Origin of the sequence: Lelliottia amnigena (genome assembly GCF_019047465.1) — a bacterium.
GTDB lineage: Bacteria > Pseudomonadota > Gammaproteobacteria > Enterobacterales > Enterobacteriaceae > Enterobacter > Enterobacter amnigenus.
In genome coordinates, this window is record NZ_CP077236.1 from 2,285,814 (window position 1) to 2,311,158 (window position 25,345).

At 54.1% G+C, this 25,345-nt stretch carries 21 protein-coding genes; 18 read left to right on the forward strand and 3 right to left on the reverse strand.

The genetic code is table 11. The features are described 5' to 3' along the window. Positions 1 to 6 precede the first annotated feature (6 nt). Together paeA and msrA are read right to left on the reverse strand one after the other, a co-directional pair. Positions 7 to 1,344 (reverse strand): polyamine export protein PaeA, encoded by a 1,338-nt coding sequence (gene paeA, locus I6L74_RS10725; protein WP_059179957.1) that lies wholly within the window; start codon positions 1,342 to 1,344, stop codon positions 7 to 9. Positions 1,345 to 1,565: 221 nt separating this feature from the next. Continuing rightward, positions 1,566 to 2,207: a peptide-methionine (S)-S-oxide reductase MsrA gene (gene msrA / locus I6L74_RS10730; protein WP_059179958.1), complete on the reverse strand. Its 642-nt coding sequence runs from the start codon at positions 2,205 to 2,207 to the stop codon at positions 1,566 to 1,568. A 222-nt stretch (positions 2,208 to 2,429) separates the two neighbouring features. Here msrA and tamA point away from each other — a divergent pair, with 222 nt between their 5' ends. From tamA to I6L74_RS10795, 13 genes are all read left to right on the forward strand, one after another. Beyond that, positions 2,430 to 4,163, forward strand: coding sequence for an autotransporter assembly complex protein TamA (gene tamA, locus I6L74_RS10735; protein ID WP_059179959.1), 1,734 nt, complete (start codon positions 2,430 to 2,432; stop codon positions 4,161 to 4,163). Further along, positions 4,160 to 7,936, forward strand: coding sequence for an autotransporter assembly complex protein TamB (gene tamB / locus I6L74_RS10740; protein WP_059179960.1), 3,777 nt, complete (start codon positions 4,160 to 4,162; stop codon positions 7,934 to 7,936). The genes tamA and tamB overlap by 4 nt, the downstream gene beginning before the upstream one ends. A 2-nt stretch (positions 7,937 to 7,938) precedes the next feature. Continuing rightward, positions 7,939 to 8,283, forward strand: a complete 345-nt coding sequence (locus I6L74_RS10745; protein ID WP_059179961.1) for a gamma-glutamylcyclotransferase family protein — start codon at positions 7,939 to 7,941, stop codon at positions 8,281 to 8,283. A 385-nt stretch (positions 8,284 to 8,668) separates the two neighbouring features. Further along, a complete protein-coding gene (locus tag I6L74_RS10750; RefSeq protein WP_059179962.1) occupies positions 8,669 to 9,202 on the forward strand; it encodes a fimbrial protein in 534 nt (177 codons plus the stop codon). An 83-nt stretch (positions 9,203 to 9,285) separates the two neighbouring features. Next, positions 9,286 to 9,834, forward strand: a complete 549-nt coding sequence (locus I6L74_RS10755; protein WP_128131004.1) for a fimbrial protein — start codon at positions 9,286 to 9,288, stop codon at positions 9,832 to 9,834. A 31-nt stretch (positions 9,835 to 9,865) separates the two neighbouring features. Further along, positions 9,866 to 12,373 (forward strand): outer membrane usher protein, encoded by a 2,508-nt coding sequence (locus tag I6L74_RS10760; RefSeq protein ID WP_072241922.1) that lies wholly within the window; start codon positions 9,866 to 9,868, stop codon positions 12,371 to 12,373. Between the two features lie 30 nt (positions 12,374 to 12,403). Further along, positions 12,404 to 13,171, forward strand: coding sequence for a fimbria/pilus periplasmic chaperone (locus tag I6L74_RS10765; RefSeq protein ID WP_082691946.1), 768 nt, complete (start codon positions 12,404 to 12,406; stop codon positions 13,169 to 13,171). Between the two features lie 22 nt (positions 13,172 to 13,193). Then, positions 13,194 to 13,772: a fimbrial protein gene (locus I6L74_RS10770; RefSeq protein WP_059179966.1), complete on the forward strand. Its 579-nt coding sequence runs from the start codon at positions 13,194 to 13,196 to the stop codon at positions 13,770 to 13,772. 15 nt (positions 13,773 to 13,787) lie between these two features. Then, entirely contained in the window at positions 13,788 to 14,342 is a 555-nt protein-coding gene (locus I6L74_RS10775; RefSeq protein ID WP_059179967.1) for a fimbrial protein, read from the forward strand. Between the two features lie 11 nt (positions 14,343 to 14,353). Then, entirely contained in the window at positions 14,354 to 14,866 is a 513-nt protein-coding gene (locus I6L74_RS10780) for a fimbrial protein (protein WP_059179968.1), read from the forward strand. A gap of 7 nt (positions 14,867 to 14,873) precedes the next feature. Next, positions 14,874 to 15,419: a fimbrial protein gene (locus tag I6L74_RS10785; protein ID WP_059179969.1), complete on the forward strand. Its 546-nt coding sequence runs from the start codon at positions 14,874 to 14,876 to the stop codon at positions 15,417 to 15,419. A 56-nt stretch (positions 15,420 to 15,475) separates the two neighbouring features. Further along, positions 15,476 to 16,399: a fimbrial protein gene (locus I6L74_RS10790; RefSeq protein WP_082691947.1), complete on the forward strand. Its 924-nt coding sequence runs from the start codon at positions 15,476 to 15,478 to the stop codon at positions 16,397 to 16,399. Positions 16,400 to 16,464: 65 nt separating this feature from the next. Beyond that, positions 16,465 to 18,120, forward strand: coding sequence for an O-antigen ligase family protein (locus I6L74_RS10795; protein ID WP_243398824.1), 1,656 nt, complete (start codon positions 16,465 to 16,467; stop codon positions 18,118 to 18,120). 90 nt (positions 18,121 to 18,210) lie between these two features. Here I6L74_RS10795 and ppa read toward each other — a convergent pair whose 3' ends face one another. Continuing rightward, positions 18,211 to 18,741, reverse strand: a complete 531-nt coding sequence (gene ppa / locus I6L74_RS10800; protein ID WP_012015824.1) for an inorganic diphosphatase — start codon at positions 18,739 to 18,741, stop codon at positions 18,211 to 18,213. Positions 18,742 to 19,050: 309 nt separating this feature from the next. Between ppa and ytfQ the strand changes: the two genes are divergently transcribed. The 5 genes from ytfQ (at position 19,051) to I6L74_RS10825 (ending at position 25,320) form a co-directional block, all read left to right on the forward strand. Beyond that, the gene (gene ytfQ, locus I6L74_RS10805) at positions 19,051 to 20,007 is read left to right on the forward strand and encodes a galactofuranose ABC transporter substrate-binding protein YtfQ (RefSeq protein WP_059180043.1); all 957 of its coding nucleotides are present in this window, start codon (positions 19,051 to 19,053) and stop codon (positions 20,005 to 20,007) included. Between the two features lie 124 nt (positions 20,008 to 20,131). After that, a complete protein-coding gene (gene ytfR, locus I6L74_RS10810; RefSeq protein ID WP_059179971.1) occupies positions 20,132 to 21,634 on the forward strand; it encodes a galactofuranose ABC transporter, ATP-binding protein YtfR in 1,503 nt (500 codons plus the stop codon). Positions 21,635 to 21,644: 10 nt separating this feature from the next. Then, complete coding sequence (gene ytfT, locus I6L74_RS10815) at positions 21,645 to 22,670, forward strand: galactofuranose ABC transporter, ATP-binding protein YtfT (protein WP_096759564.1); 1,026 nt, start codon at positions 21,645 to 21,647, stop codon at positions 22,668 to 22,670. After that, entirely contained in the window at positions 22,657 to 23,658 is a 1,002-nt protein-coding gene (gene yjfF, locus I6L74_RS10820) for a galactofuranose ABC transporter, permease protein YjfF (protein WP_059179973.1), read from the forward strand. Before ytfT ends, yjfF begins: the two co-directional genes overlap by 14 nt. A gap of 93 nt (positions 23,659 to 23,751) precedes the next feature. Further along, positions 23,752 to 25,320 (forward strand): methyl-accepting chemotaxis protein, encoded by a 1,569-nt coding sequence (locus I6L74_RS10825; protein ID WP_059179974.1) that lies wholly within the window; start codon positions 23,752 to 23,754, stop codon positions 25,318 to 25,320. Positions 25,321 to 25,345: the final 25 nt, after the last annotated feature.

Genomic DNA, 25,345 nt, shown 5'->3' on the forward strand with positions numbered 1-25,345 from the left:
GGCGCGTTATGCGGACACTTTTTCTTCTGCATCCGGCAGTCTCGGCACCAGCACCGTCGGCTTATTATCGATGCGCGTCACCAGCAGCTGGTCGATGCGATAGTTGTCGATATCCACCACTTCAAACTTGTAGCCGGAAAACTTCACCGAGTCGGTGCGTTTCGGGATTTTACGCAGCATGAACATCATAAAGCCGCCAATGGTCTCGTAGTTGCCGGACTGCGGGAATTCGTCGATATCCAGCACGCGCATGACGTCTTCAATCGGCGTACCGCCGTCAACCAGCCACGAGTTCTCATCGCGCGCGACGATCTGCTCTTCCAGACCCTGGCCGACCAGGTCACCCATCAGCGTCGTCATCACGTCATTCAGAGTGATAATGCCCACCACTAGCGCGTATTCGTTCATGATAACCGCGAAGTCTTCACCTGCGGTTTTGAAACTTTCCAGCGCTTCAGAGAGCGTTAAGGTATCCGGCACAATCAGCGTGTTGCGAATCTGCACGCCACTGATCAGCGCCAGACTCTGGTTCGCCAGCACGCGGTTGAGCAGGTCTTTGGAATCGACATAGCCAATGATGTGATCGATATCTTCGTTACACACCAGGAACTTAGAGTGCGGATGCTCGGCCACTTTGTTCTTCAGGCTCTGCTCGTCTTCGTGGAGATCAAACCAAATCACGTTTTCGCGGCCCGTCATGGAGGACGGCACGGTACGGGATTCCAGTTCAAACACGTTCTCGATCAGTTCATGCTCCTGCTTGCGCAGTACACCGGCCAACGCACCGGCTTCGAACACGGCGTAAATATCGTCAGAGGTGATGTCGTCTTTACGCACCATCGGGATCTTAAACAGGCGGAAAATATTGTTCGCCAGGCCGTTAAAGAACCACACCAGCGGGCGGAACACGTACAGACAGAAGCGCATCGGGTTGATGATGCGCAAAGCCACAGCTTCTGGCGCAATCATACCGATGCGTTTCGGGGTTAAATCCGCGAACAGGATGAACAGACCCGTCACCAGCGAGAAGGAGAGAATAAAGCTCAGCTGCTCGGAGAGTTCAGGTGCGAAGTATCGGGAGAAGAGACCGTAAAACACCGGCGAGAACGCCGCATCGCCCACGATACCGCCCAAAATGGCGACAGCGTTCAGGCCAATCTGCACCACGGTAAAGAACATACCGGGGTTTTCCTGCATTTTCAGGATGCGTTGTGCATTGATGTTGCCATCGTCGGCCAGCAGTTTAAGTTTGATTTTTCGGGAAGCGGCCAGTGAAATCTCTGAAATCGAGAAAAAGGCACTGACAGCGATGAGACAAAGTATTAGTAAAATACTGTTTAACATAGTTTATCCGGCCTAACGCCAGATCCTCGGAAGGGAAGTTAATTACATTTGTGTGAAGACACATTGAACGTCAGCTCGTAGCGTTGAGCCGATTATTTCAGCGGGTAGTATAGCGTAAGAGAGTGTAAAGCCGCCAGAGGGCACATTTTCGGCTTTTTTCGGTGGACACATCGCTGAAAAAGCAGGCCGGATGGCGATGTGCCACCCGGCATTTACAACGCTTAGGCGAGCTGTGGCGGCAGGCAAACGCCAATCCCACCGATGCCGCAATAGCCATACGGATTTTTATGCAGATACTGCTGATGGTCATCTTCTGCATAGTAGAACGGCGTCGCGTTGGCGATTTCCGTGGTCACCTTGCGATTGTCATTCGCCGCCTGCATGGCGTCCTGGAAGCGTGCCAGACTCGCACGGGCGGCGGCGTCCTGTTCCGGCGTTAACGGATAAATCGCGGAACGGTACTGTGTCCCGTGGTCGTTGCCCTGCTGCATTCCCTGAGCGGGGTCGTGGTTTTCCCAGAACACCTGTAATAATTGTTCGTAGCTGATTACGCTCGGATCGTACACGATGCGCACCGCTTCAGCGTGGCCGGTTTCACCCGAGCATACTTCGCGATAGGTCGGATTTGGCGTATAGCCGCCAGTATAGCCCGCAGCGGTGCTGTAAACTCCAGGTAGCTGCCAGAACAAACGTTCTACGCCCCAGAAACAGCCCATCGCGAAAAGGGCGATTTCCATGCCATCCGGGACGTTGGTCATTGAATGATTGTTGACGGCATGCAGCGTTGCCACTGGCATCGGAGTGTTGCGTCCCGGTAATGCATCGGCTTGAGAAACAAGCTGCTTTTTGTCGAATAAACTCACGGTGGGGCCTCCCGGGTAGCGATATTTCAGTTAGGGTTGTCACGAAGCGTTTAATTGAACACAATAAATACGCTGAATGAGTCTAGATTTAAACATAAGAAATATTAGGCCTCTCGGCCATTTTTCAACCCGCGAATTGGGTTTTGGGCTTTATGCCGTGATACGCCGCGGAGCGGCACTTCATTGCTTCCAGGGTGGAAACAAGGATATTCAGGAGAAAACGTGCCAAAGATCCGCCAGTTATGTTTGGTCAGTTTATTGCTGACAAGCGGAGTCGCCAGCGCGGCGAATGTCCGTTTGCAGGTTGAGGGGTTATCCGGGACGCTGGAAAAAAACGTGCGTGCGCAGTTGTCGACCATCCAAAGTGACGAAGTGACGCCCGACCGGCGATTTCGTGCGCGCGTGGATGATGCGATTCGCGATGGCTTAAAAGCCCTGGGTTACTACGAACCTACGATCGAGTTCGATTTACGTCCGCCACCTGCCAAGGGACGCCAGGTGCTGATCGCCCGTGTCTCGGCGGGTGAACCGGTGCTGATTGGTGGCACCAACGTTGTGCTTCGCGGCGGCGCGCGTACCGACCGCGACTATCTGGATCTGCTGAGCACGCGGCCCAAAGTGGGCACGGTGCTTAACCACGGCGACTACGACCACTTCAAAAAAGAGCTGACCAGCGTCTCGCTGCGCAAAGGCTATTTCGACAGCCAATTTACCAAAAGCCAACTGGGTGTGGCGCTCGAAAGACGTCAGGCCTTCTGGGATATCGATTTCGACAGCGGTGAGCGCTATCGTTTTGGCGATGTCACCTTCGAAGGGTCGCAAATCCGCGATGAATATCTGCAAAATTTGGTGCCATTCAAAGAGGGTGACTATTACCAGTCAAAAGACCTCGCTGAACTGAACCGCCGTCTCTCGGCGACCGGCTGGTTTAACTCGGTCGTTGTTGCACCTGAATTTGACAAAGCGCGTAAAACCAAAGTGTTGCCGCTGCATGGCGTGGTGTCTCCACGCACTGAGAACACCATCGAAACGGGTGTCGGGTATTCAACGGATGTCGGCCCGCGCGTCAAAGCGACGTGGAAAAAACCGTGGATGAACTCCTACGGTCACAGTCTGACCACCAGCACCAGCATCTCCGCGCCGGAACAGCAGGTGGATTTCAGCTATAAAATGCCGCTGCTGAAAAATCCGCTGGAACAATATTATCTGCTACAGGGCGGTTTTAAGCGCACCGATTTAAACGATACCGAACAGGATTCCACCACGCTTGCTGTCTCTCGCTTCTGGGACCTCTCCAGCGGCTGGCAGCGGGCGATCAACCTGCGCTGGAGTCTCGACCACTTTACGCAGGCCAACGTCACCAACACCACAATGCTGCTTTATCCGGGCGTGATGATCAGCCGCACCCGTTCGCGCGGCGGTTTGATGCCGGTGTGGGGCGACTCCCAGCGTTATTCCATTGATTATTCGAACACCGCCTGGGGATCGGACGTCGATTTCTCGGTTGTACAGGCGCAAAACGTCTGGATACGTACCCTCTATGACAAACACCGCTTCGTGATGCGCGGCAACCTCGGCTGGATTGAAACCGGTGATTTCGAGCGTGTGCCGCCGGATCTGCGCTTCTTTGCCGGCGGCGATCGCAGCATTCGTGGCTATAAATACAAATCCATCTCCCCGGAAAACGAGAAAGGCCAGCTGACGGGGGCGTCCAAGCTGGCGACCGGCTCGGTGGAGTATCAGTACAACGTCAGCGGAAAATGGTGGGGCGCGATGTTCGTCGACGGCGGCGAGGCGGTGAACGACATCCGCAAAAGCGATTTTAAAACCGGCGCGGGCGTCGGCGTGCGCTGGCAATCACCCGTCGGGCCAATCAAGCTCGATTTCGCCGTTCCGGTTGGGGACAAAGACGAGCACGGATTACAGTTTTACATCGGTCTGGGGCCTGAATTATGAGTTTATGGAAGAAGATAAGCCTCGGCGTGTTGATTTTTATCGTGCTGTTGCTCGGCACAGTGGCGTTTTTGGTCGGGACGACAACCGGCCTGCATCTGCTGTTTAACGCAGCAAACCGCTGGGTGCCTGGGCTGGAAATCGGCCAGGTGACGGGCGGCTGGCGCGACCTGAGCCTGAAGAATATTCGTTACCAGCAGCCTGGCGTGGCGGTTAACGCGGGTGAGTTTCATCTTGCGGTCAAACTGCGCTGCCTGCGTGACAGCAGCCTGTGCGTAAACGATCTGTCGTTAAAAGACGTTAACGTGACGATAGATTCGAAAAAAATGCCAAAGTCTGCGCCTGTTGAAGAGGAAGACAGCGGCCCGCTGAATCTCTCGACGCCGTATCCGATTGCGCTATATCGCGTGGCGCTCAATAACGTCAATATCAAAATCGACGACACCACCGTGTCGGTGATGGACTTTACCTCCGGCCTGCGCTGGCAGGAGAAGAATTTAACCCTGACGCCAACCGCGCTACAGGGGCTGCTGATTGCGCTGCCGAAAGTGGCAAAAGTGGCGCAGGAAGAGATCGTCGAACCCAAAATTCAGAACCCGCAGCCACAAGAAAAACCGCTGGGCGAAACGCTGAAAGATCTTTTCTCCAAACCGGTTCTGCCGGAGATGACCGACGTTCATCTGCCGCTCAATCTGAATATCGAAGCGTTTAAGGGCGAGCAGCTGCGCCTGACGGGGGATACCGATCTGACGGTGTTCAACATGCTGCTGAAAGTGAGCAGCATTGACGGCAATATGAAGCTCGATACGCTGGATATCGATACCAATCAGGGCACCGTGAACGCCACCGGTAACGCACTGTTGCGCGACAACTGGCCGGTGGATATGACCCTGAACAGCACGCTGAACATCGATCCTCTCAAAGGCGAGAAGGTGAAGCTCAAAGTGGGCGGCGCGCTGCGCGAGAAACTGGAGTTTGGCATTAACCTGTCAGGCCCGGTGGATATGGTGCTGCGCGGGCAAACTCAGCTGACGGAGGCCGGTTTACCGCTGAATATTGAAATTGTAAGCCAGCAGTTGTACTGGCCATTCACCGGTGAAAAACAGTTCCAGGCCGATGATCTCAAGCTGAAGCTCAGCGGCAAAATGACCGACTACACGCTGTCGTTCCGCACTGCCGTGAAAGGCGAGGGCGTGCCGCCTGCAAATATCACACTGGATGCGAAGGGCAACGAGCAGCAAATCAATCTTGATAAACTCACCGTCGCGGCGCTGGAAGGAAAAACCGAGCTGACTGCGCTACTCGACTGGCAGCAGGCGATCAGCTGGCGCGGTGAGCTGAAACTGACGGGCATCAACACCGCCAAAGAAGTGCCGGACTGGCCGTCGAAACTCGACGGTTTGATCAAAACCCGCGGGAGTCTGTACGGCGGAAGCTGGCAGATGGAGGTCCCGGAAATCAAAATCACCGGCAACGTGAAACAGAACAAGGTGCTGGTGGAAGGGGCGCTGCGCGGCAACAGTTATTTGCAGTGGATTATCCCTAAAATGCACGTTGCGCTGGGGCGCAATACGGCCGATATCAAAGGCGAGCTGGGGGTAAAAGATCTCAATCTGGATGCGACGATTGATGCGCCAAACCTCGACAACGCGCTGCCGGGCCTGGGCGGGACGGCAAAAGGCCTGGTGAAAGTGCGCGGTACGGTCGATGCGCCACAGCTGCTGGCGGACATTACCGCCAACAACCTGCGATGGCAGGCGTTGTCCATTGCTCGCGTGCGCGTCGAGGGCGACGTGAAATCCACCGATCAGATTGCCGGAAAACTGAACCTGCGCGTAGAGCGTATTTCGCAGCCAGACGTGAATCTCAGTCTGGTCACGCTGGACGCGAAAGGCAGCGAGAAACAGCACGATCTTCAGCTGCGTGTGCAGGGCGAGCCGGTTTCTGGCCAGCTGCATTTAACGGGCAGTTTTGACCGCAAAGAACAGCGCTGGAAAGGCCTGCTCGATAATACCCGCTTCACGACGCCGGTCGGGCCGCTGGCGCTCTCGCGCTCTATTGCGCTGGATTACCGCAACGCAGAGCAGAAAATCAGTATTGGACCGCACTGCTGGACCAACCCCAATGCCGAGCTGTGCGTGCCGCAGACTATCGATGCTGGTGCAGAAGGCCGCGCGGTGGTGAATCTGAACCGCTTTGATCTGGCGATGCTGAAACCGTTTATGCCGGAGGCCACGCAGGCCAGCGGTGTGTTCAGCGGTAAGGCCGATGTGGCATGGGACACCACCAAAGAGGGCTTGCCGCAGGGCAGCGTGACGCTCTCAGGGCGTAACGTGAAGGTCACGCAGACGGTGAACGACGCACCGTTGCCGGTGGCGTTTGACACGCTGAATCTGAAAGCCGATTTGCATAACAATCGCGCTGAGCTTGGCTGGTTGATTCGTCTCACCAATAACGGCCAGTTCGACGGCCAGGTGCAAATTACCGATCCGCAAGGGCAGCGTAATTTGGGCGGTAACGTGAATATCCGCAACGTTAACCTTGCGATGGTGAACCCTATCTTCTCGCGCGGTGAAAAAGCGGCGGGGATGCTCAGCGCTAATCTGCGGCTGGCGGGAAATCTGCAAAGCCCGCAACTGTTTGGTCAAATGCAGCTGAACGGGGTGGATATCGACGGCAACTTTATGCCATTTGATATGCAACCAAGCCAGATTGCGATGAACTTCAACGGCACAAGCTCGACGCTGGCTGGGGTTGTGCGTACCCAGCAGGGGCAAATCAACCTGAGCGGTGATGCGGACTGGACCCAAATTGATAACTGGCGTGCGCGCGTGGCCGCAAAAGGCAGCAAAGTGCGTATTACCGTGCCGCCGATGGTACGTCTTGACGTGTCGCCGGACGTGGTATTTGAAGCGACGCCAAGCCTGTTTACCCTCGATGGCCGCGTCGATGTGCCGTGGGCACGCATCGTGGTGCATGACGTGCCGGAAAGCGCCGTGGGCGTTTCAAGCGATGAAGTGATGCTGGATAACAATCTGAAACCTGCTGAGCCGAAAAGCGCCGGGATTCCGATTAACAGTAATCTGATCGTTCATGTTGGAAACAACGTGCGGCTTGATGCGTTTGGCCTGAAGGCCAGACTGACGGGTGACCTGAAGGTGGCGCAGGACCAACAGGGGCTTGGTCTGAACGGGCAGATCAATATTCCTGAAGGGCGCTTCCACGCCTATGGTCAGGATCTGATTGTGCGTAAAGGTGAACTGCTGTTCTCCGGTCCGCCGGATCAGCCGCTGCTGAATATCGAAGCGATACGTAACCCTGAATCTACCGAGAACGACGTGATTGCCGGGGTGCGTGTTACGGGAACCGCCGATGAACCGAAGGCAGAGATCTTCTCGGATCCGGCGATGTCGCAACAAGAAGCCCTCTCTTATCTCCTGCGTGGGCAGGGTCTGGACAGCCAGCAGAGCGATAGTGCGGCGATGACGTCAATGTTAGTGGGTCTGGGGGTTGCACAAAGTGGTCAGGTTGTGGGTAAAATCGGCGAGACGTTTGGCGTCAGTAATCTGGCGCTCGACACCCAGGGCGTTGGCGATTCTTCGCAAGTGGTCGTCAGCGGCTATGTATTGCCGGGTCTGCAAGTGAAATATGGCGTGGGGATCTTTGACTCGCTGGCGACTCTCACGTTACGCTATCGCCTTATGCCTAAGCTATATCTGGAAGCAGTGTCTGGTATAGACCAGGCGCTGGATGTGCTCTATCAGTTTGAGTTCTAGCAATGCGAATATTTGTCTACGGTAGTTTACGCACTAAGCAGGGCAACAGTCACTGGATGACCAATGCTCAGTTGCTGGGTAATTACAATATCGAGAACTACCAGTTGTACAGTCTGGGCCACTATCCAGGCGCGGTTCCGGGGAACGGAACAGTACAGGGTGAAGTTTATCGTATTGATAATGCCACGCTTGCCGAACTTGATGCCTTGCGCACCAGGGGCGGTGAATATGCACGTCAGTTGGTCCAGACTCCGTATGGGAGTGCATGGATGTACGTGTACCAGCGTCCTGTCGATGGATTGAAACGGATTGAAACCGGTAACTGGCTAGACAGAGACCAGTACTGAGAATCGCCTCACAAGACCACGCTTCGGCGTGGTTTTTTTTGATATTTTTCAGCTGCAAGAAATCCAAAAATAGATTTTACCGTTTTGTCTCAAAATGGACAGTTAAACTCTTTTAGAATGTGAGTTAATCAGTAAAATACGCCGCAATAAGAAATGTATTTACCTCTATGATTTATACGCTGTGAATATATTTCTAGTTATTGTTGTTGATTCTCTTTAAAGAATGCTTCCGTCGGACTGTAAGATTTATTTATTAATATTTTTTATTTTATTAATGCTGTCATGATGAGAAAATATTCATAGATTATTAATGAAAGGCCGGAGTATCTTTTTAATTAATAATTTAAACATACCCCAATAGTTTACTATTTAATAGGATTTAAAAATGAACTTCAAAAAAGCGGCTTTAGCTTCTGTTATGGGAATGTTGTTGGTTGCTGGCGCAGCGAATGCGAAGGACCAGGGCCATGGTAAAGTGACTTTCACCGGTTCTATCATTGATGCGCCTTGCTCCATCAACCCAGACAGCATCGATCAGACTGTGAACCTGGGTCAGGTTTCTAACGTTGCTTTACAAGCCAACAGCAATTCCGGTACTTCCGTACCGCGTAATTTTGAAATCAAACTGGAAGGCTGTGATACCACCACGCTGAAATCCGTTAAAACCACCTTCACGGGTGCTGAAGGTGCAACGGATGGCTCACTGGGTATCACAGGTACCGCGAAAGGCGCAAGCATCATCCTGACCAACGGTGACGGCGCGCAGATCAAAATGGGTGAGGCATCCGCTGCACGCATGTTGCAGGACGGAAATAACACCCTGCTGTTCTCTGCATACCTGAAAGGCGATGGCGCTTCTGCGACTGTAACCCCAGGTGATTTCACCGCAGTCGCTGACTTTACTCTCGCTTACGAGTAATCGCACCTCCCTACTGAAACATACGCTCACGACAGTGGGCGTATGAATTTTTCGAATCGCAGAGATGACTTATGAATTCTTTCATGCGCTGTACGACAGCCCTTTCGCTGATGGCGGTTGCATGTCTGGCGCAGGCCTCAAGGCAGAGCGTTACTCCGGGAAGTGAATTTGATCTTGGGCTTACCGGTCGCGTGCATATGGAAGGAACGATTCTTTCCAGCGCATGCGACATTGATACGGGTGATGGTTACCAGACCGTAGAAATGGGCTCTGAGACGCGCGGGCATATGGCTCGGGTAAGTGAAGGTGAACCCCATCCTTTTTCTATTGCACTGACAAATTGTTCACTGGCAGAGGCTGACAATCCATTACCCTGGCAGTTCATTCGTATCACGTTTGATGGCGATAAGAGCGACGGATTATTTAAAGTGAGCGGCGTTGCTTCTGGCGTTGCATTAGAGCTGACGGACAGTAACGGAAAAATTATCCGTCCAGGTGAAACCGTCCCTTATCAAAAACTCACGGCAGATGAGATTCGCCTCGACTACCAGATTAAGTTAAAGACCACAATGCGGGAATTAATGGTGGGTGATTACCAGGCCATTCTCCGCTATCGGGTTGAGTATTTCTGATTAATTTAATCCTTTAGCGGGTACTAAGGTAATGGTTAATACATACATTAATAAAAAGTGCACAAAGACCTTTGTGGCAAAATGGTCTGTACTTGCAATTTGTGTTTGCGCAGGTATGCGCGCCCCTGCGATGGCAGCAGATGATATTCAATTTAATACCGATGTGCTGGATGTTAAAGACAAAGCAAATATCGACCTAAGTCAATTTTCTAAGCGCGGCTATATCATGCCGGGTGAGTATACCTTCCTGATTCAAATTAACCAAAACGAGCTGGAAGAACAAAACATATCTGTCTATCCGTCACCATCGGATAAGAATAATACCATTGCGTGTTTATCACCGGCACTGGTCCAGAAATTTGGTTTTAAAGATAAATTCCTTTCTCAGCTTCAGTCCTGGCATAACGGGGAGTGTTTAGATGTCGCTGGGCTAAAAGGCGTAGAGATCACACCGGATTTAGGTGCAGGCAAACTTGTTATCAACATGCCGCAGGCGTATCTCGAATACACCTCGAATGACTGGGTTCCCGCTTCGATGTGGGACGAAGGTATTCCTGGCCTGCTGGCAGATTATAACGTTAACGCCCAGGCCCGACACAATGAGCAAGGCGGTGATTCAAATACCGTATCGGGCAACGGGACCTTTGGCGCCAACCTTGGCGCATGGCGTGCACGTGCTGACTGGCAGACCAATTACGACCAAAACAGTGATGAAAACGGCAGCGGACAGAAGCAGTGGACCTGGAGCCGCATGTATCTTTATCGTGCGCTTAAACCGATCAAAGCGAAGCTGACCCTCGGTGAAGATTACGTTAGTTCAGATCTGTTCGACAGCTTCCGCTTTGTGGGTGCAAGCGTGATCTCCGATGACAATATGCTGCCGCCTAATTTGCGTGGCTATGCGCCGGAAGTGACCGGCGTAGCAAAAACCAACGCCAAAGTGACTATCTCCCAGCAGGGACGCGTGCTCTATGAAACGCAGGTTGCTGCAGGCCCGTTTGCGATTCAGGACCTTAACAGCGCGGTAGCGGGTGAACTTAATGTGCGTGTTCAGGAGCAAGATGGCTCCGTGCAGGAATATAAAGTCAATACGGCCAATATTCCCTATCTGACGCGTCCCGGCAGCGTTCGATATAAGTTTTATGCAGGGAAACCCGTTGGCTACGATCACAAAACGGACGGTGACACCTTCGGAACTGCTGAGTTCTCCTGGGGGATCAGCAACGGTTGGTCGCTTTATGGCGGTATGGTTTCAAGCGCTAAATACATTTCTCTTGCAGCGGGTATTGGTCGCGACCTGATGGCGCTCGGCGCGTTGGCATTCGACGTCACGCGTTCCGATGCAAAACTGGAAGATGAGCATCGCTCTGGCCAGTCGTATCGGGTGAGCTACTCAAAGCGCTTTGATGACACGGGAAGTCAGGTGACCTTCGCAGGCTATCGCTTCTCTGAAAAAGATTTTATGAGCTTCTCGGACTACATCAGCTATCGCGCAGACAACGGCGATGTCATGCAAAGTAAAGAGATGTACACCGTCACCTTCAGCCAGCAATTCAAGGCACTTGGCCTGAGTGCATACGCTAACTACTCGCATCAGACCTACTGGAATACTGCGGCCGAAGATCGCTACAGCGTATCGCTGTCTCGCTATTTCGATATCGGTAAATGGAAAAATATCAGCGCGTCGCTGACAGCATATCGCAATAAATTCAATGGTATCAATGACGACGGTATGTATATGTCGTTCTCCATTCCGTGGGGCGACACTGGCTCGCTGGGGATGAACTCATCTTATAACGGAGATGCCAGCAGCCAAAATCTGAGCTACTACGACCGTCTGGACAATGGCGACAATTACCGCGTCGCAGCCGGCGGCACCAACGACGGCGGCTCGCTCAGTGGCTACTACGACCACCTGGGCGATGCGGCGGAAGTGACCGGCAACGTGGACTACCAGCACGGCCAGTACAGTTCGACAGGCCTGAGTCTGCGCGGCGGCGTCACTGCCACCACGAAGGGGACGGCGCTACACCGTTCGAATGTACCAGGCGGCACCCGCGTGTTGCTGGACACTGGCGACGCAGCGGATGTGCCAGTAAAGGGCTACAGCGGCAACACGTCGACCAACCGATTCGGCAAAGCCGTCGTCACCGAGGTGAGCGATTACAACAAAAACAGTCTGAGCATCGACATCAACAATTTACCGGATAACGCCGAGGTGTCTACGTCGGTGGTGCAGGCGACGCTGACCGAAGGGGCCATTGGCTATCGTCGGTTCAACGTGCTTTCAGGTCAGAAGGCGATGGCAGTCATCAGCCTGAAAGACAGTAGCCATCCTCCGTTTGGGGCAAGCGTACGCAACGCTGAGAATCAGGAAGTCGGTCTGGTCAACGATGACGGTCAAGCCTATCTCAGTGGCCTGAAGCCAGGCGCGAAATTGAATGTGAGCTGGAATGGAACGGCACAGTGTGCCGTTACCGTACCGGAAAAACTAACAGGACTAAGTCAGAACGGAAATCTGTTACTGCCGTGCGAATAAGGCGCGGTACAGACCCTTTTTACAGAGCATATGATAATGAAAAATACCCAGTTGAAAAAATCAGTAATGGCCGTCTCTCTTTTAGCCGGTCTGATGATTGCTCAGCAGGCCTCTGCGGCTATCGCCCTGGACCGTACCCGCGTTATCTATAACGGCGGCGAAAAGTCTATTAGCTTGAACATCAGTAACGAAAACAAAAATTTGCCTTACCTTGCGCAGGCGTGGATGGAAGATGCGCAGGGCACAAAAATCACGTCGCCGCTGACCGTACTGCCGCCTGTGCAGCGCGTGGAACCGGGTGCGAAAAGCTTGGTGAAAATGCAGGCGGCCCCGGCCGTCGCCGCTCTGCCTCAGGATCGCGAGACGCTGTTCTATTTCAACCTGCGCGAAATCCCCCCGCGCAGCACCAAGCCTAACACCCTGCAGATTGCGTTGCAGACTCGCATCAAGCTTTTCTACCGCCCTGCAGCCATCGCGCTGGATAAAACCCAGTCAGCACAAGGCGACTGGGTGGAGAAGGTGACGCTGACGCGCCAGGGGGATCAATTTGTAGTGAACAACCCAACGCCGTACTACCTGACTCTGGTGGAGGGCGCGCCGTCGGTGAAAGGCAAGCCGGTGGGCTTTGAGCCTGTGATGATCGCACCGAAAGAGAGTGGTGCCATTAAGGCATCCGCTGCGGCGCTCGGCGCAAGCCCGGTATTTACCTACGTCAACGACTACGGCGGCCGTCCGCAGATCCAGTTCAGCTGCGGCGGGGCGACCTGCACCGGCAAGCTAGTCAAAGACAAAAAATAAAGCCGGGACAAGGAGGAAAAGGATGAACAGAGCCGCGAAAAAAATGGCATTGCTGGCGCTCGCGCTGGTGTTGGCAGGCCCTGCGGCAGCGGATGAAAAGCCGCTGGCCGATACGGGTCAGTTGTATGTGCACGGCGATTTGCAAGAAAACACCTGCCGGCTGGAAATGGATTCTGCATGGCAGGAAGTGGATCTCGGCTCAACAGCCCGTGCCGACGTAAACCTGGTAGGCCGTGCAGCGAAACCGGTGACGGTGAAACTGTATCTGCGCGACTGTCCCGTACTGGGGAACTGGAGCACGAATATTACGCCGCTGACCGAAACGGTGAGCACGATGCAACCGCCTTATCGGGCACGCTTTGTCGCGGTGTCGGATGCGTCAAATCCAGATTTGGTGGCGGTCACCGGTGCCAGCGGTATCGGCCTGCGTCTGCGTGATAGCCGTGGCAAAACAGTGATGCTGTCGCGCACGGGTGACACGATGCTGCTGAACCCCGGTCAGGACGAGGTGGTCTTCACCCTGGCCCCGGAGCGGACTAACGCGCCGTTCATCGCCGGGCCGTACCACGCGGTCATTAACTTCAGCCTGATTTACCAGTAGGGGCGGGCGAAGAACATGACAATGAAATGCAACGCACTGGCTTTATGCCTGATGGCGGCGGCGCTGCTGCCGGGCTTCAACCCTGCTGCGCGGGCAAACCCAGGATCGACCTATTCGCTGAATATCGCCATTGACGGCACGATCATGGCAAACGGCTCTTGCAAATTTAACCAGGGCGGCACCCTAACGGTGGATTTTGGTGAAGTTCGGCTGCAGGGAAGCGCAAATAACACCGTGACGCTGGATGGCACTTACCGCAAGCCCATCGTCAGTGACTTTACTTGTAGCGGTGACAGTGCCGGGCTGCTCCAGATGAAGCTCAGCGATACCGGCGGCGGCGAAAAAACCTATAACAGCGTTCAGGTTTTGGATACCGATAAAGGGATCGTGGGCGTTGAACTGCTGGTCAACGGCGTTGCGCAAAGCACGGGGAGTTGGTTCACCGTAAACCAGGACAGTCCGCCGTCTCTGGAGGCTCAATTGGTCCAGACCAGCACGACGAACAGCAGCAATGTGGTCAGTGGCGATACGTTCACCGCAGCCGCGACGCTCGTGATGGCTTTTAATTAAGGTTACAGGATATGAAAAGCAAAAAAGCAGCAGCGCTTTCCGCCCTGGGGCTGATGTTACTGGCCGTGATATCGACGGGAAGGGCCGCGCAGACCGGCGACACGCTGAACATTACCTTCCAGGGGAAATTTATTCTCTCCACCCCCTGTACGGTGTCGAATGACAACGTGATTGATGTCTCCTTTGGCAATATCCGCGTCAATGGCGTCAATGGAAAGGATAACGTCCAGGTGATTCCTTACAGCGTGGATTGCCACGGTGCGCCGGACGATTCACCGCTGGATTTGACCATCATTGGCACACAAGAAAGCTATGACGATGCGGCGCTGACGACGTCGGCTGACGGCCTTGGGCTACAGATTCAGGCTAACGGCCAGGCGATGAAGCTCAATAAACCGCTCAGCACCACGCTTGGAGAACTGTCTTCACTGACGCTCACCGCTGTTCCGGTAAAAGACGCGGCGAAGACGCTCACCGAGCAGCCCTTTACCGCCACCGCGACGCTGATCGCGCAGTACCAGTGAGGACGACATGAAGAGATCATTTTGTACACGCGTGTCGCGTTGCGCGCTCAGTTTAGCGCTGCTGGCTGCCATCAACGTCAACGAGGCGCAGGCGCTGGATAACAACCTGCATTTCAGCGGCGCGCTGGTCAGTGAACCCTGCAATCTGGACCCGGAGACCAGCGATATCACCGTAGATTTCAGTTCTGTGGTGGCGAAATACCTGTATCAGAATACCCGCACCCTGGGTGTGCCGTTTGTGGTCAACCTGACGGACTGCGATATGAGCCTGGGAAACAGAGTTACGATGACCTTTAAAGGCACCGAAAACAGCATACTGCCGGGTTTGTTGGCAGTGACGGGGACAGCGAAGGGGATCGCAATTGGCATGGAAACGCCGGAGGGCGCGGCGCTGCCGTTTAATCAACCGACGCCGGAATATGCGATAGCCAACGGTAGCAACCGATTAACCTTGCAAGCCTACGTGCAGGGCGAGCCCGTCGCGATTGCCCAGCAGGCGATTACGCCTGGGGATTTTTCGGCGACCGCGACGTTTGAGCTGACGTATCCATAATGTCGGCCATAGAAAATACCGGACCTCAATAACTCTAATTTCCTGAGCAGACTATTATGCTAAAAAAAATCCTGTTAATTGTTTTTTCAATGCTCTTTATCGTCGTGAAGGCAAATGCTGTTATTCATGGCGGTTATTCGGGGGCTTACCCTTATGAAGGACGTAATGTTAAATTTTGCCCTCCATCAAGTGGATCTTTTCAGTTTGCTACTACGGTAACGTTTTCTCCTGATAGTTCTTGCACCGTGTCCAGTACAGGGTATGTGCCAGCTTCGGGTTATTATTACCTGGACCAAGCTGTAATGGCTTGGGGTGCTGGTTTGCTCGAGGAGTCGCACCATCTAACTACCAATGCCGCATATTTCGATGCTTCCAAATCGATAGCTGAACAAGAGGTGACTGTAACGGGTTCGGGTACCTGGTCGGTGTCTTATCCTGCGCGTCCTTATCCTCAAACTAAAGGAACTATATATACCTGTGTATATCTTGTTGATACTAAAGGAATAATGTACTACTTGGGTGGTAATAATTGCCTCAGTGGTTATACCCCATTGCCCCCTACACCGCCAATCCCTGAGACATCCTGTACTATCAATGACGGTAATGCGCTAAGCGTTTCGCTTGGAACGTTAAACCGCGACGAAATCCCTACGGTCCCTGACTCTGGCTCAGCCATCAGCAAGACGATTTCGGTAACCTGTACCGGCGGGACGGTAACGGCCAATATGGTGCTGAACTACACACCTATTTCCATCGGCAGCAGTCAGGCGGTAAAAAGTTCAACAAACGGCGTCGGAGCAGCGATATTTTACGATAATAAAGCGCTTTCACCTTCGGATGTCACACCGCTGAATTTTTTAGAGGGCTCGAATAACCTGACACTAGGTTTCCAGGCCGTGCGTGATTCTACTGTGGCGTTAAAAGATATTCCTACCGGTGCTTTTACGGCGAATGCGGTATTAGTGATGACCCAGCAGTAATCCATCGCCTTTATTTTTCATTAACAGGACGGGATATTTCCCGTCCTTAATGTTTATTGATTTCTATGTCACTACGTTATTTCAAACAATTACCCGCGAATAAAATCGTCACGCTGCTCATTGTGCTCTGGCTTTGCGGCGGGCTGCTCTGGATGCTCCCCAACCACGGTAGCGCCGGGTTGGCTCTGCCACAAAACCTTCTCGCCTGGTGCGTGCTGGCGCTGATTGCGCTGTGTTGCGACCTCTTTTCCCCGCGATGGAAAGTGGCGTGGCCGCCTGGCACGTACCTTATCATTGCGGGGGCGGCGCTCTGGTCCCTGCCGTTGCTGTGGTCTCCGCTTGCCGCCTGGCAATGGAACGCTTTACCCAAAGTGCTGGCACTTTGGGGACTGGTCGGTATCTGGTTGCTGATGCTGAAATCCATCCCCTGCCACCGAATGCGTCGTGTCTGGCTGTTGATTCTGGTGGTCTCCGCACTGCTCCAGGTCGGTTTTGCCGTTGTTCAACTCAGCGATATCGCGCATCTGACCGGGGGGCGCCCCTATGGGAGTTTCCAGCAGGTCAACGTGCTGGCCTCGTTTCTGGCAACCGGAATGGTCTGTGCTCTGTGGCTATTTCTACGAACCCGTCAGCGGTTATTTGTCTGTATATCCGCCATTGCGCTGGTGGCGATCCCCGTCATGCTGGTGCTGGTACAAAGCCGCGCGGGAGGGCTGGGGGCCGTTGCGGGCGCGCTGGTTCTGCTGCTGACGGCAGGCAAAAACCGACGTCGCACAGGGTATGCGGTGCTGCTACTGATGGCGGGCGCTGGCGCGGGTGTGCTCACGTTGTACTACGGGCCGCTTGTGATACCGGGCTTTATTCCTGAGCTGGTACAGAAGGATGGCTCTAATGTGCAGCGCTGGTATTTGATCACATTGACATGGCAACTGATTCTGAACCACCCGTTCATCGGCAACGGTTACGGCAGTTTTGAAGCGCTGTTTGGGCAGTTGTCGCAACAGGTTCCGCCGGGCATGGGCAGCACAACGGTTCTGTATCCGCACAACGAGTTTTTGTATACCTGGATGGAAGGTGGGCTGGTTGCGGTGGCGGGTATTTTGTTCATGATCGCGGGTATTTTCAGGCGACTGTGGGGAAGAGGCGGCAGCCGGTGGTGCGGTCTGGCGATGATGCTGCCGCTGGCTCTGCACATGAACCTGGAATATCCGCTTTATCAGTCGGTGACGCACGGCCTGATGCTGGTGATGCTCCTGACCATTGCTGGCCCGGCGGCCAGGTTAAATACCGATCAGAAGACTGGCTATGAAAAGCCGCTGCGCACAGCCGTGGGCTTTGTGGCATGTGGAGTACTGGCGTTTATGATTTCCGGTGCGGTGACGGAGGTCCAACTCACCCGCATCGAGCATCAGGGCCTGGTGCCTTTTGTCCATCATGAAGCGGCAGTGGTTGACGCGTTAGCCAACCCATACAGTCAGTATGATCGCCTCGACTTTGACCGTCATGTTGCGCTGCTGCTTCGCTTTAATATCACGAGAGACGGCGAGTTGCTCACCCGCTTCCGCGCGTGGTCAGAACGCTTTTCAACGGTGCATAACAACCCCGACGTCACTTACAGTCTTCTTATGATCGTTCGGTCGGAAGGTGATCCATCGGCTCAGCCTCTTTGCCTCAAGGCAAAAGCGATGTGGCCTGACGATCCCCGGTTTGACTGCTTTTAAAGCCTGGCGTTGCTGGATGGCCTGAAAAACGGCATCCGACGCCAGAAACAAACACACCGCCCGTAGGCGGTGTGTTTAGCATCGAAAGAATTACTTCTTCGCGGCGCGTTCGAAAGAGGCAACGATTTCAGCTTTAGCCGCTTCAGCGTTGTCCCAGCCGTCAACTTTAACCCATTTGCCTTTTTCGAGATCTTTGTAGTGCTCGAAGAAGTGGGTGATCTGCGCTTTCAGCAGTTCTGGCAGGTCGTTCACATCTTTAATGTGATCGTACTCTTTGCTCAGCTTGGTGTGCGGAACCGCAACCAGTTTCGCATCTTCGCCCGCTTCGTCGGTCATTTTCAGCACGCCAACGGGACGGCAGCGAATGACAGAGCCTGGCTCCAGTGGGTACGGCGTTGGGACCAGAACGTCAACCGGATCACCATCTAAAGACAGGGTGTGGTTGATGTAGCCGTAGTTGCACGGGTAGAACATAGCAGTGGACATGAAACGGTCAACGAACAGTGCACCGGTGTCTTTGTCGATTTCGTATTTGATAGGATCTGCGTTGGCCGGGATTTCGATAACAACGTAGATGTCTTCCGGCAGTTCTTTACCCGCAGGGACGTTGAGTAAGCTCATGTCTGTGTCCTTTAAAATGTATGGTAAACAAGTGGCGAGTATTATAGCCAACTCGCGATGAAAGTCTCCGCCTCTTTTCACTCTTGCCGACGCTTGCATGCCATTTTCAGACGCTTTCCATGACAGGAAAATCCATAAAGTCAGCCACATATTTAATGGGTGAATGAAAGCGATTACAAACTTGTGATTAACGTTTTGTTCACTTTTCCGAAGTGTGATGTAACGCATTCCGTTACTTATTGCTTTGGCTATAGTTTGGTCGCAGAACATCTTTTGACCACCAATAACCTGGGCTATGAGGGCATCATTATGTGGAAGCGCTTACTTCTTGTTACAGCAGTTTCGGCAGCCATGTCGTCTATGGCGATGGCCGCACCATTAACCGTCGGTTTTTCGCAAGTGGGTTCGGAATCAGGCTGGCGTGCAGCTGAAACCAACGTCGCCAAAAGCGAGGCCGAAAAACGCGGAATCACGCTAAAAATCGCCGACGGGCAGCAAAAACAGGAAAACCAAATCAAAGCCGTTCGTTCATTCATTGCCCAGGGCGTTGACGCTATCTTCATCGCGCCCGTCGTGGCGACAGGCTGGGAACCGGTGCTAAAAGAAGCCAAAGATGCAGAAATCCCGGTCTTCCTGCTCGACCGTTCTATTGATGTGAAAGACAAATCCCTCGTGATGACGACCGTCACCGCAAACAACGTGCTGGAAGGCCAACTGATTGGTGACTGGCTGATCAAAGAAGTTAACGGCAAGCCGTGTAACGTCGTAGAGCTGCAAGGCACGGTTGGCGCAAGCGTCGCGATTGACCGTAAAAAAGGCTTTGCAGACGCTATCGCTAAAGCGCCAAACATCAAAATCATTCGCTCACAGTCCGGCGACTTTACCCGCAGTAAAGGCAAAGAAGTCATGGAGAGCTTCATCAAGGCAGAAAACAACGGCAAAAATATCTGCATGGTTTACGCCCATAACGATGACATGGTGATCGGCGCTATCCAGGCGATCAAAGAAGCGGGCCTGAAACCGGGCAAAGATATCCTGACGGGCTCCATCGATGGCGTACCGGATATCTATAAAGCGATGATCGATGGCGAAGCAAATGCCAGCGTAGAACTGACCCCGAACATGGCTGGTCCGGCGTTTGATGCCCTTGAGAAATTCAAGAAAGACGGCACCAAACCAGAACAGGTGACCATCACCAAATCGACGCTCTACCTGCCGGATACGGCGAAAGAAGAGTTAGAGAAGAAGAAAAACATGGGCTACTAAGGCCTTTTCCCTCACCTGAACCCTCTGCCCACAGGGGAGAAAGGCAAGGTGAGGCAGATAATTTATGGCTTGCACGAACCATCCCTCTCCCCAGTGGGGAGAGGGGCAGGGTGAGGGGGAAATTATGACCACTGAACAACACCAGGAAATCCTCCGCACAGAGGGATTAAGTAAGTTCTTCCCCGGCGTCAAGGCGCTGGATAATGTGGACTTCAGCCTGCGTCGTGGTGAAATCATGGCGCTGCTGGGGGAAAACGGTGCCGGTAAATCCACGCTGATCAAAGCCCTAACCGGGGTTTATCATGCCGATCGTGGTGCGATCTGGCTCGAAGGTAACGCCATCTCCCCACGAAATACCGCCCATGCCCAACAGCTTGGCATCGGGACGGTCTATCAGGAAGTCAACCTGCTGCCGAACATGTCGGTGGCCGATAATCTGTTTATTGGCCGTGAGCCGCGTCGGTTTGGCCTGCTGCGTCGAAAAGAGATGGAAGCGCGCGCCACCAAACTGATGGAATCTTACGGTTTTTCTCTCGACGTGCGCGAACCGCTGAACCGCTTTTCCGTTGCGATGCAGCAAATCGTGGCCATTTGCCGCGCGATTGATCTCTCCGCAAAAGTCCTGATCCTCGACGAACCGACCGCAAGCCTCGACACGCAAGAGGTGGACATGCTCTTCACCCTGATGCGCCAGCTGCGCGATCAGGGCGTCAGCCTGATCTTCGTCACCCATTTCCTCGATCAGGTTTATGAAGTCAGCGATCGCATTACCGTCTTGCGTAACGGTGCGTTTGTTGGTTGTCGCGAAACCCACGAACTGCCGCAAATCGAGCTGGTGAAAATGATGCTGGGCCGCGAGCTGGACACCAAAGCGCTGCAACGCGCGGGCCGCACGCTGCTGAGCGATAAACCGGTTGCTGCGTTTAAAGATTTCGGCAAAAAGGGCACGATCGCACCGTTCAACCTGGAAGTGCGCCCCGGCGAAATCGTCGGTCTGGCGGGCTTATTAGGATCGGGGCGTACCGAAACCGCCGAAGTGATCTTTGGGATCAAACCTGCCGACAGCGGCAGCGCGATGATCAAAGGCAAACCGCAAACCTTACGTTCACCGCATCAGGCCTCCTGTCTGGGCATCGGTTTTTGCCCGGAAGACCGAAAAACGGACGGGATTATTGCCGCCGCCTCGGTGCGGGAAAATATTATTCTGGCGCTCCAGGCCCAACGCGGCTGGCTACGACCTATTCCGCGGAAAGAGCAAAATGCGATTGCCGAGCGCTTTATTCGCCAGCTTGGGATCCGTACGCCAGGTCCTGAACAGCCGATTGAATTTCTCTCGGGCGGCAACCAGCAAAAAGTGCTGCTTTCACGCTGGCTGCTCACCAAACCCCAGTTCTTGATCCTGGACGAACCAACGCGCGGCATTGACGTGGGGGCGCATGCGGAAATCATCCGCCTCATCGAAACGCTGTGCGCTGATGGCCTGGCGCTGCTGGTCATCTCGTCCGAACTGGAAGAGCTGGTGGGTTATGCCGATCGCGTCATCATTATGCGCGATCGTAAACAGGTGGCAGAGATCCCGCTGAATGAACTGTCCGTTCCAGCGATCATGAATGCCATCGCGGCATAAGGAGTCAATCGTGATGTCCCGTTCACTTTCAAACGCTGGAGAGTCTAAGCGTCGCTTCCGCTGGCCAACCGGCACACCCCAGATTATCGCGCTGCTGCTGGTACTGGCAGTCGATAGCCTCGTTGCGCCGCATTTCCTTCAAATCGTGTTGCAGGATGGCCGCCTGTTTGGCAGCCCGATTGATATTTTAAACCGCGCAGCGCCTGTCGCGCTGTTGGCGATAGGGATGACGCTGGTGATCGCCACCGGCGGTATCGATCTGTCCGTGGGGGCCATCATGGCCATCGCGGGCGCAACGGCCGCTTCACTGACCGTCGCCGGGCACAGCTTACCGGTTGTGCTGCTGGGTGCACTGGGAACCGGCGTTCTGGCGGGGCTGTGGAACGGCATTCTGGTCTCTATCCTCAAAATCCAGCCGTTCGTCGCGACGTTGATTTTGATGGTGGCGGGGCGCGGTGTGGCGCAGCTCATCACTTCCGGGCAGATCGTGACCTTTGATTCCCCGGATCTGGCCTGGATCGGCAGCGGCAAGCTGCTGCTCTTCCCAACGCCAGTGATTATCGCGCTGGCTACGCTTATCGTGTTCTGGTTGTTTACCCGTAAAACAGCGCTCGGCATGTTTATCGAAGCGGTGGGGATTAACATTCGGGCGGCGAAAAATGCCGGGGTGAGCACGCGCTTAGTGGTGATGTTGGCCTATGTATTAAGCGGCGTTTGCGCAGCGATTGCCGGCATTATTGTGGCAGCCGATATTCGCGGTGCGGATGCCAATAACGCCGGACTGTGGCTGGAGCTGGATGCGATTCTGGCTGTGGTCATCGGTGGCGGTTCGCTGATGGGCGGGCGTTTTAACCTGGCCCTTTCCGTCGTCGGCGCTCTGATTATTCAGGGGATGAATACCGGGATTTTACTCTCAGGCTTCCAGCCGGAGCTTAACCAGGTGGTGAAAGCGGTTGTTGTGCTCTGCGTGCTGATTGTTCAGTCGTCGCGCTTTATTAGCATCATTAAGGGGATTCGCGGCCATGATAAAACGTAATTTACCGTTAATGATCACGCTCGGCGTCTTTGTGCTGGGCTATCTCTACTGCCTGACGCAATTCCCCGGTTTTGCCTCGACGCGCGTGATTTGTAATATCCTCACCGATAACGCCTTTTTGGGCATTATCGCCGTCGGGATGACGTTTGTGATCCTCTCCGGCGGAATCGATCTGTCGGTGGGCTCCGTGATCGCCTTTACCGGGGTTTTTCTGGCAAAAGCGATCGGCTTCTGGGGGATCTCACCGCTGCTCGCCTTCCCGCTGGTGCTGGTGATGGGCTGTGCGTTCGGCGCATTTATGGGCTTGCTGATTGATGCGCTAAAAATTCCGGCGTTTATCATCACCTTAGCCGGGATGTTTTTCCTGCGCGGGGTGAGTTATCTGGTCTCGGAAGAGTCGATTCCCATCAACCACCCGGTTTACGAAACGCTGTCGAGCCTGGCCTGGAAAATCCCCGGCGGCGGTCGCCTGAGCGCCATGGGTCTGCTGATGCTGGGCGTTGTTGTTATTGGTATTTTCCTTGCGCATCGCACCCGTTTTGGCAACGAGGTTTACGCCATCGGCGGGAGCGCCACCTCTGCCAATCTGATGGGGATTTCCACGCGGAGCACCACTATTCGTATTTATATGCTGTCGACGGGTCTGGCGACGCTGGCGGGTATTGTCTTCTCCATTTATACCCAGGCAGGCTATGCGCTGGCGGGTGTCGGTGTGGAGCTGGATGCGATTGCCTCGGTTGTTATCGGCGGGACGCTGTTAAGTGGCGGGGTCGGAACGGTTCTGGGCACGCTGTTTGGCGTGGCAATTCAGGGGCTGATTCAAACCTATATTAACTTCGACGGCACGCTGAGTTCGTGGTGGACCAAAATCGCCATTGGGATATTGCTGTTTATCTTTATCGCGCTACAGCGTGGCCTGACGGTGCTGTGGGAGAACCGCCAGAGCTCGCCTGTGACGCGCGTTAGCACTGGACCACTCAACAGATAACTCCCTGAATTTGCGCAAAGTCTAAACTTATTCCGGTAGCGGCCGATAACCTTTTGTTGTGCCAAAAAATATCTCGCTACCGGAAATAACATCATGCTTAAAACGCTATCGATTCGTACCGGCTTGCTTTCTTTACTGGCCGTGATGACCCTTCTTCTGCTGATTGTCAGCGGTATCGGCATTTATGCCCTTACCCAGAGTTCCTCTTCTTTGCAGCGTATTAATCACCTTCAAGGTGAACAGATGGTGCAGCTCAATTCGGGCTACACGCTGATTTTACGCGCCCGAAACGAAGCCGGTCAGGCCGTCCGATTGATGGAGATCGGCATGCTGGATGACGCCGCTAAATCGGTGCAAAGCATTAATAAAGAAGTCACGCAGGCGCAGAAAACGCTAAAAGCGGTGATTGACGGTGGAGTCTCGGATCCGCAGGGCCAGCAGTTGCTGGATAAAGTCGCGGCAAGCCTGGCTGCTTACAACGCGCAAGGGATCACGCCGATGATTGCGGCCCTGAACCAGCAAAGCTCTGATGCCTATTACGATCTGCTGGAAAATAAGCTGATCCCGGTGGCGCGTCAGTTTGATAACGACATGCAGGCGTTTCAGAAATGGAGCGAAGCGCGCGGAAATGCAGAAGTGCAGGCGGTGCAGTCGAGTAAAAACCACGTAATGCTGCTGATCGTGATCGCGGCGCTGATTACGGCAGGGATTATCGTGCTGGCCTGGCTGTCGTTGCGCCATATGCTGCTCAAGCCGCTTTCGGCTTCTATTGCTCAGCTGGAAAATGTGGCCGCAGGCGATCTCACGCATGTCCTGAACATGCCGGTGAGCCAGGAGTTTACTCGCCTGAATGCGGCGATCGAAGGAATGCGTCAGTCTTTGATGGAATCTGTGCTGCGCGTCCGTGATGCCAGCTCGCAGATTGACACCGGCAGCCGTGAACTGACTGCGGGCAATATGGATCTGGCCCAGCGTACAGAATCGACCGCGACCTCTCTTGAGCAGACGGCGGCGAGCATGGAAGAGATCACCGCGACGGTGAAACAAAACGCCGATAACGCTGAACAGGCGCACCAGATGGCGAAAACCGTCTCTGATACGGCGGATCACGGCAGCGAAATGGTCTGCTATGTGATTGAGAAAATGCGTGATATTTCCGGCAGCTCAGCCCGTATCGCCGACATTCTTAGCGTGATCGACGGTATTGCGTTCCAGACCAATATTCTGGCGCTTAACGCATCCGTTGAAGCGGCGCGAGCCGGTGAGCAGGGGCGGGGATTTGCCGTGGTGGCGGGTGAAGTGCGTAATCTGGCCAGCCGAAGCGCGGACGCCGCGAAAGAGATTCGCACGCTGATCAGCGCCTCACAGACCCACGTTAACGAGGGCAGCGAGCTGGCGCAACAGGCGGGCGAAACGATGGATGAGATCGCCACCGAAGTGATGCGTATGACCCGACTGATGCGAGAAATCGCCAGCGCGTCTCAGGAACAAAGCCGCGGCATTGAGCAGGTGAATATCGCGGTGAATCAGATGGACGAAACTGCCCAACAAAACGCCGCACTGGTGCAACAATCCTCCGCGGCGACGCGCTCTTTAGAAGAGCAGTCGCGCGAATTAATTGAAGCGATGTCGTCATTTAAACTGACTTCACAAGCGGCGTAATAATAATAAATCCTGGTGCTATCTG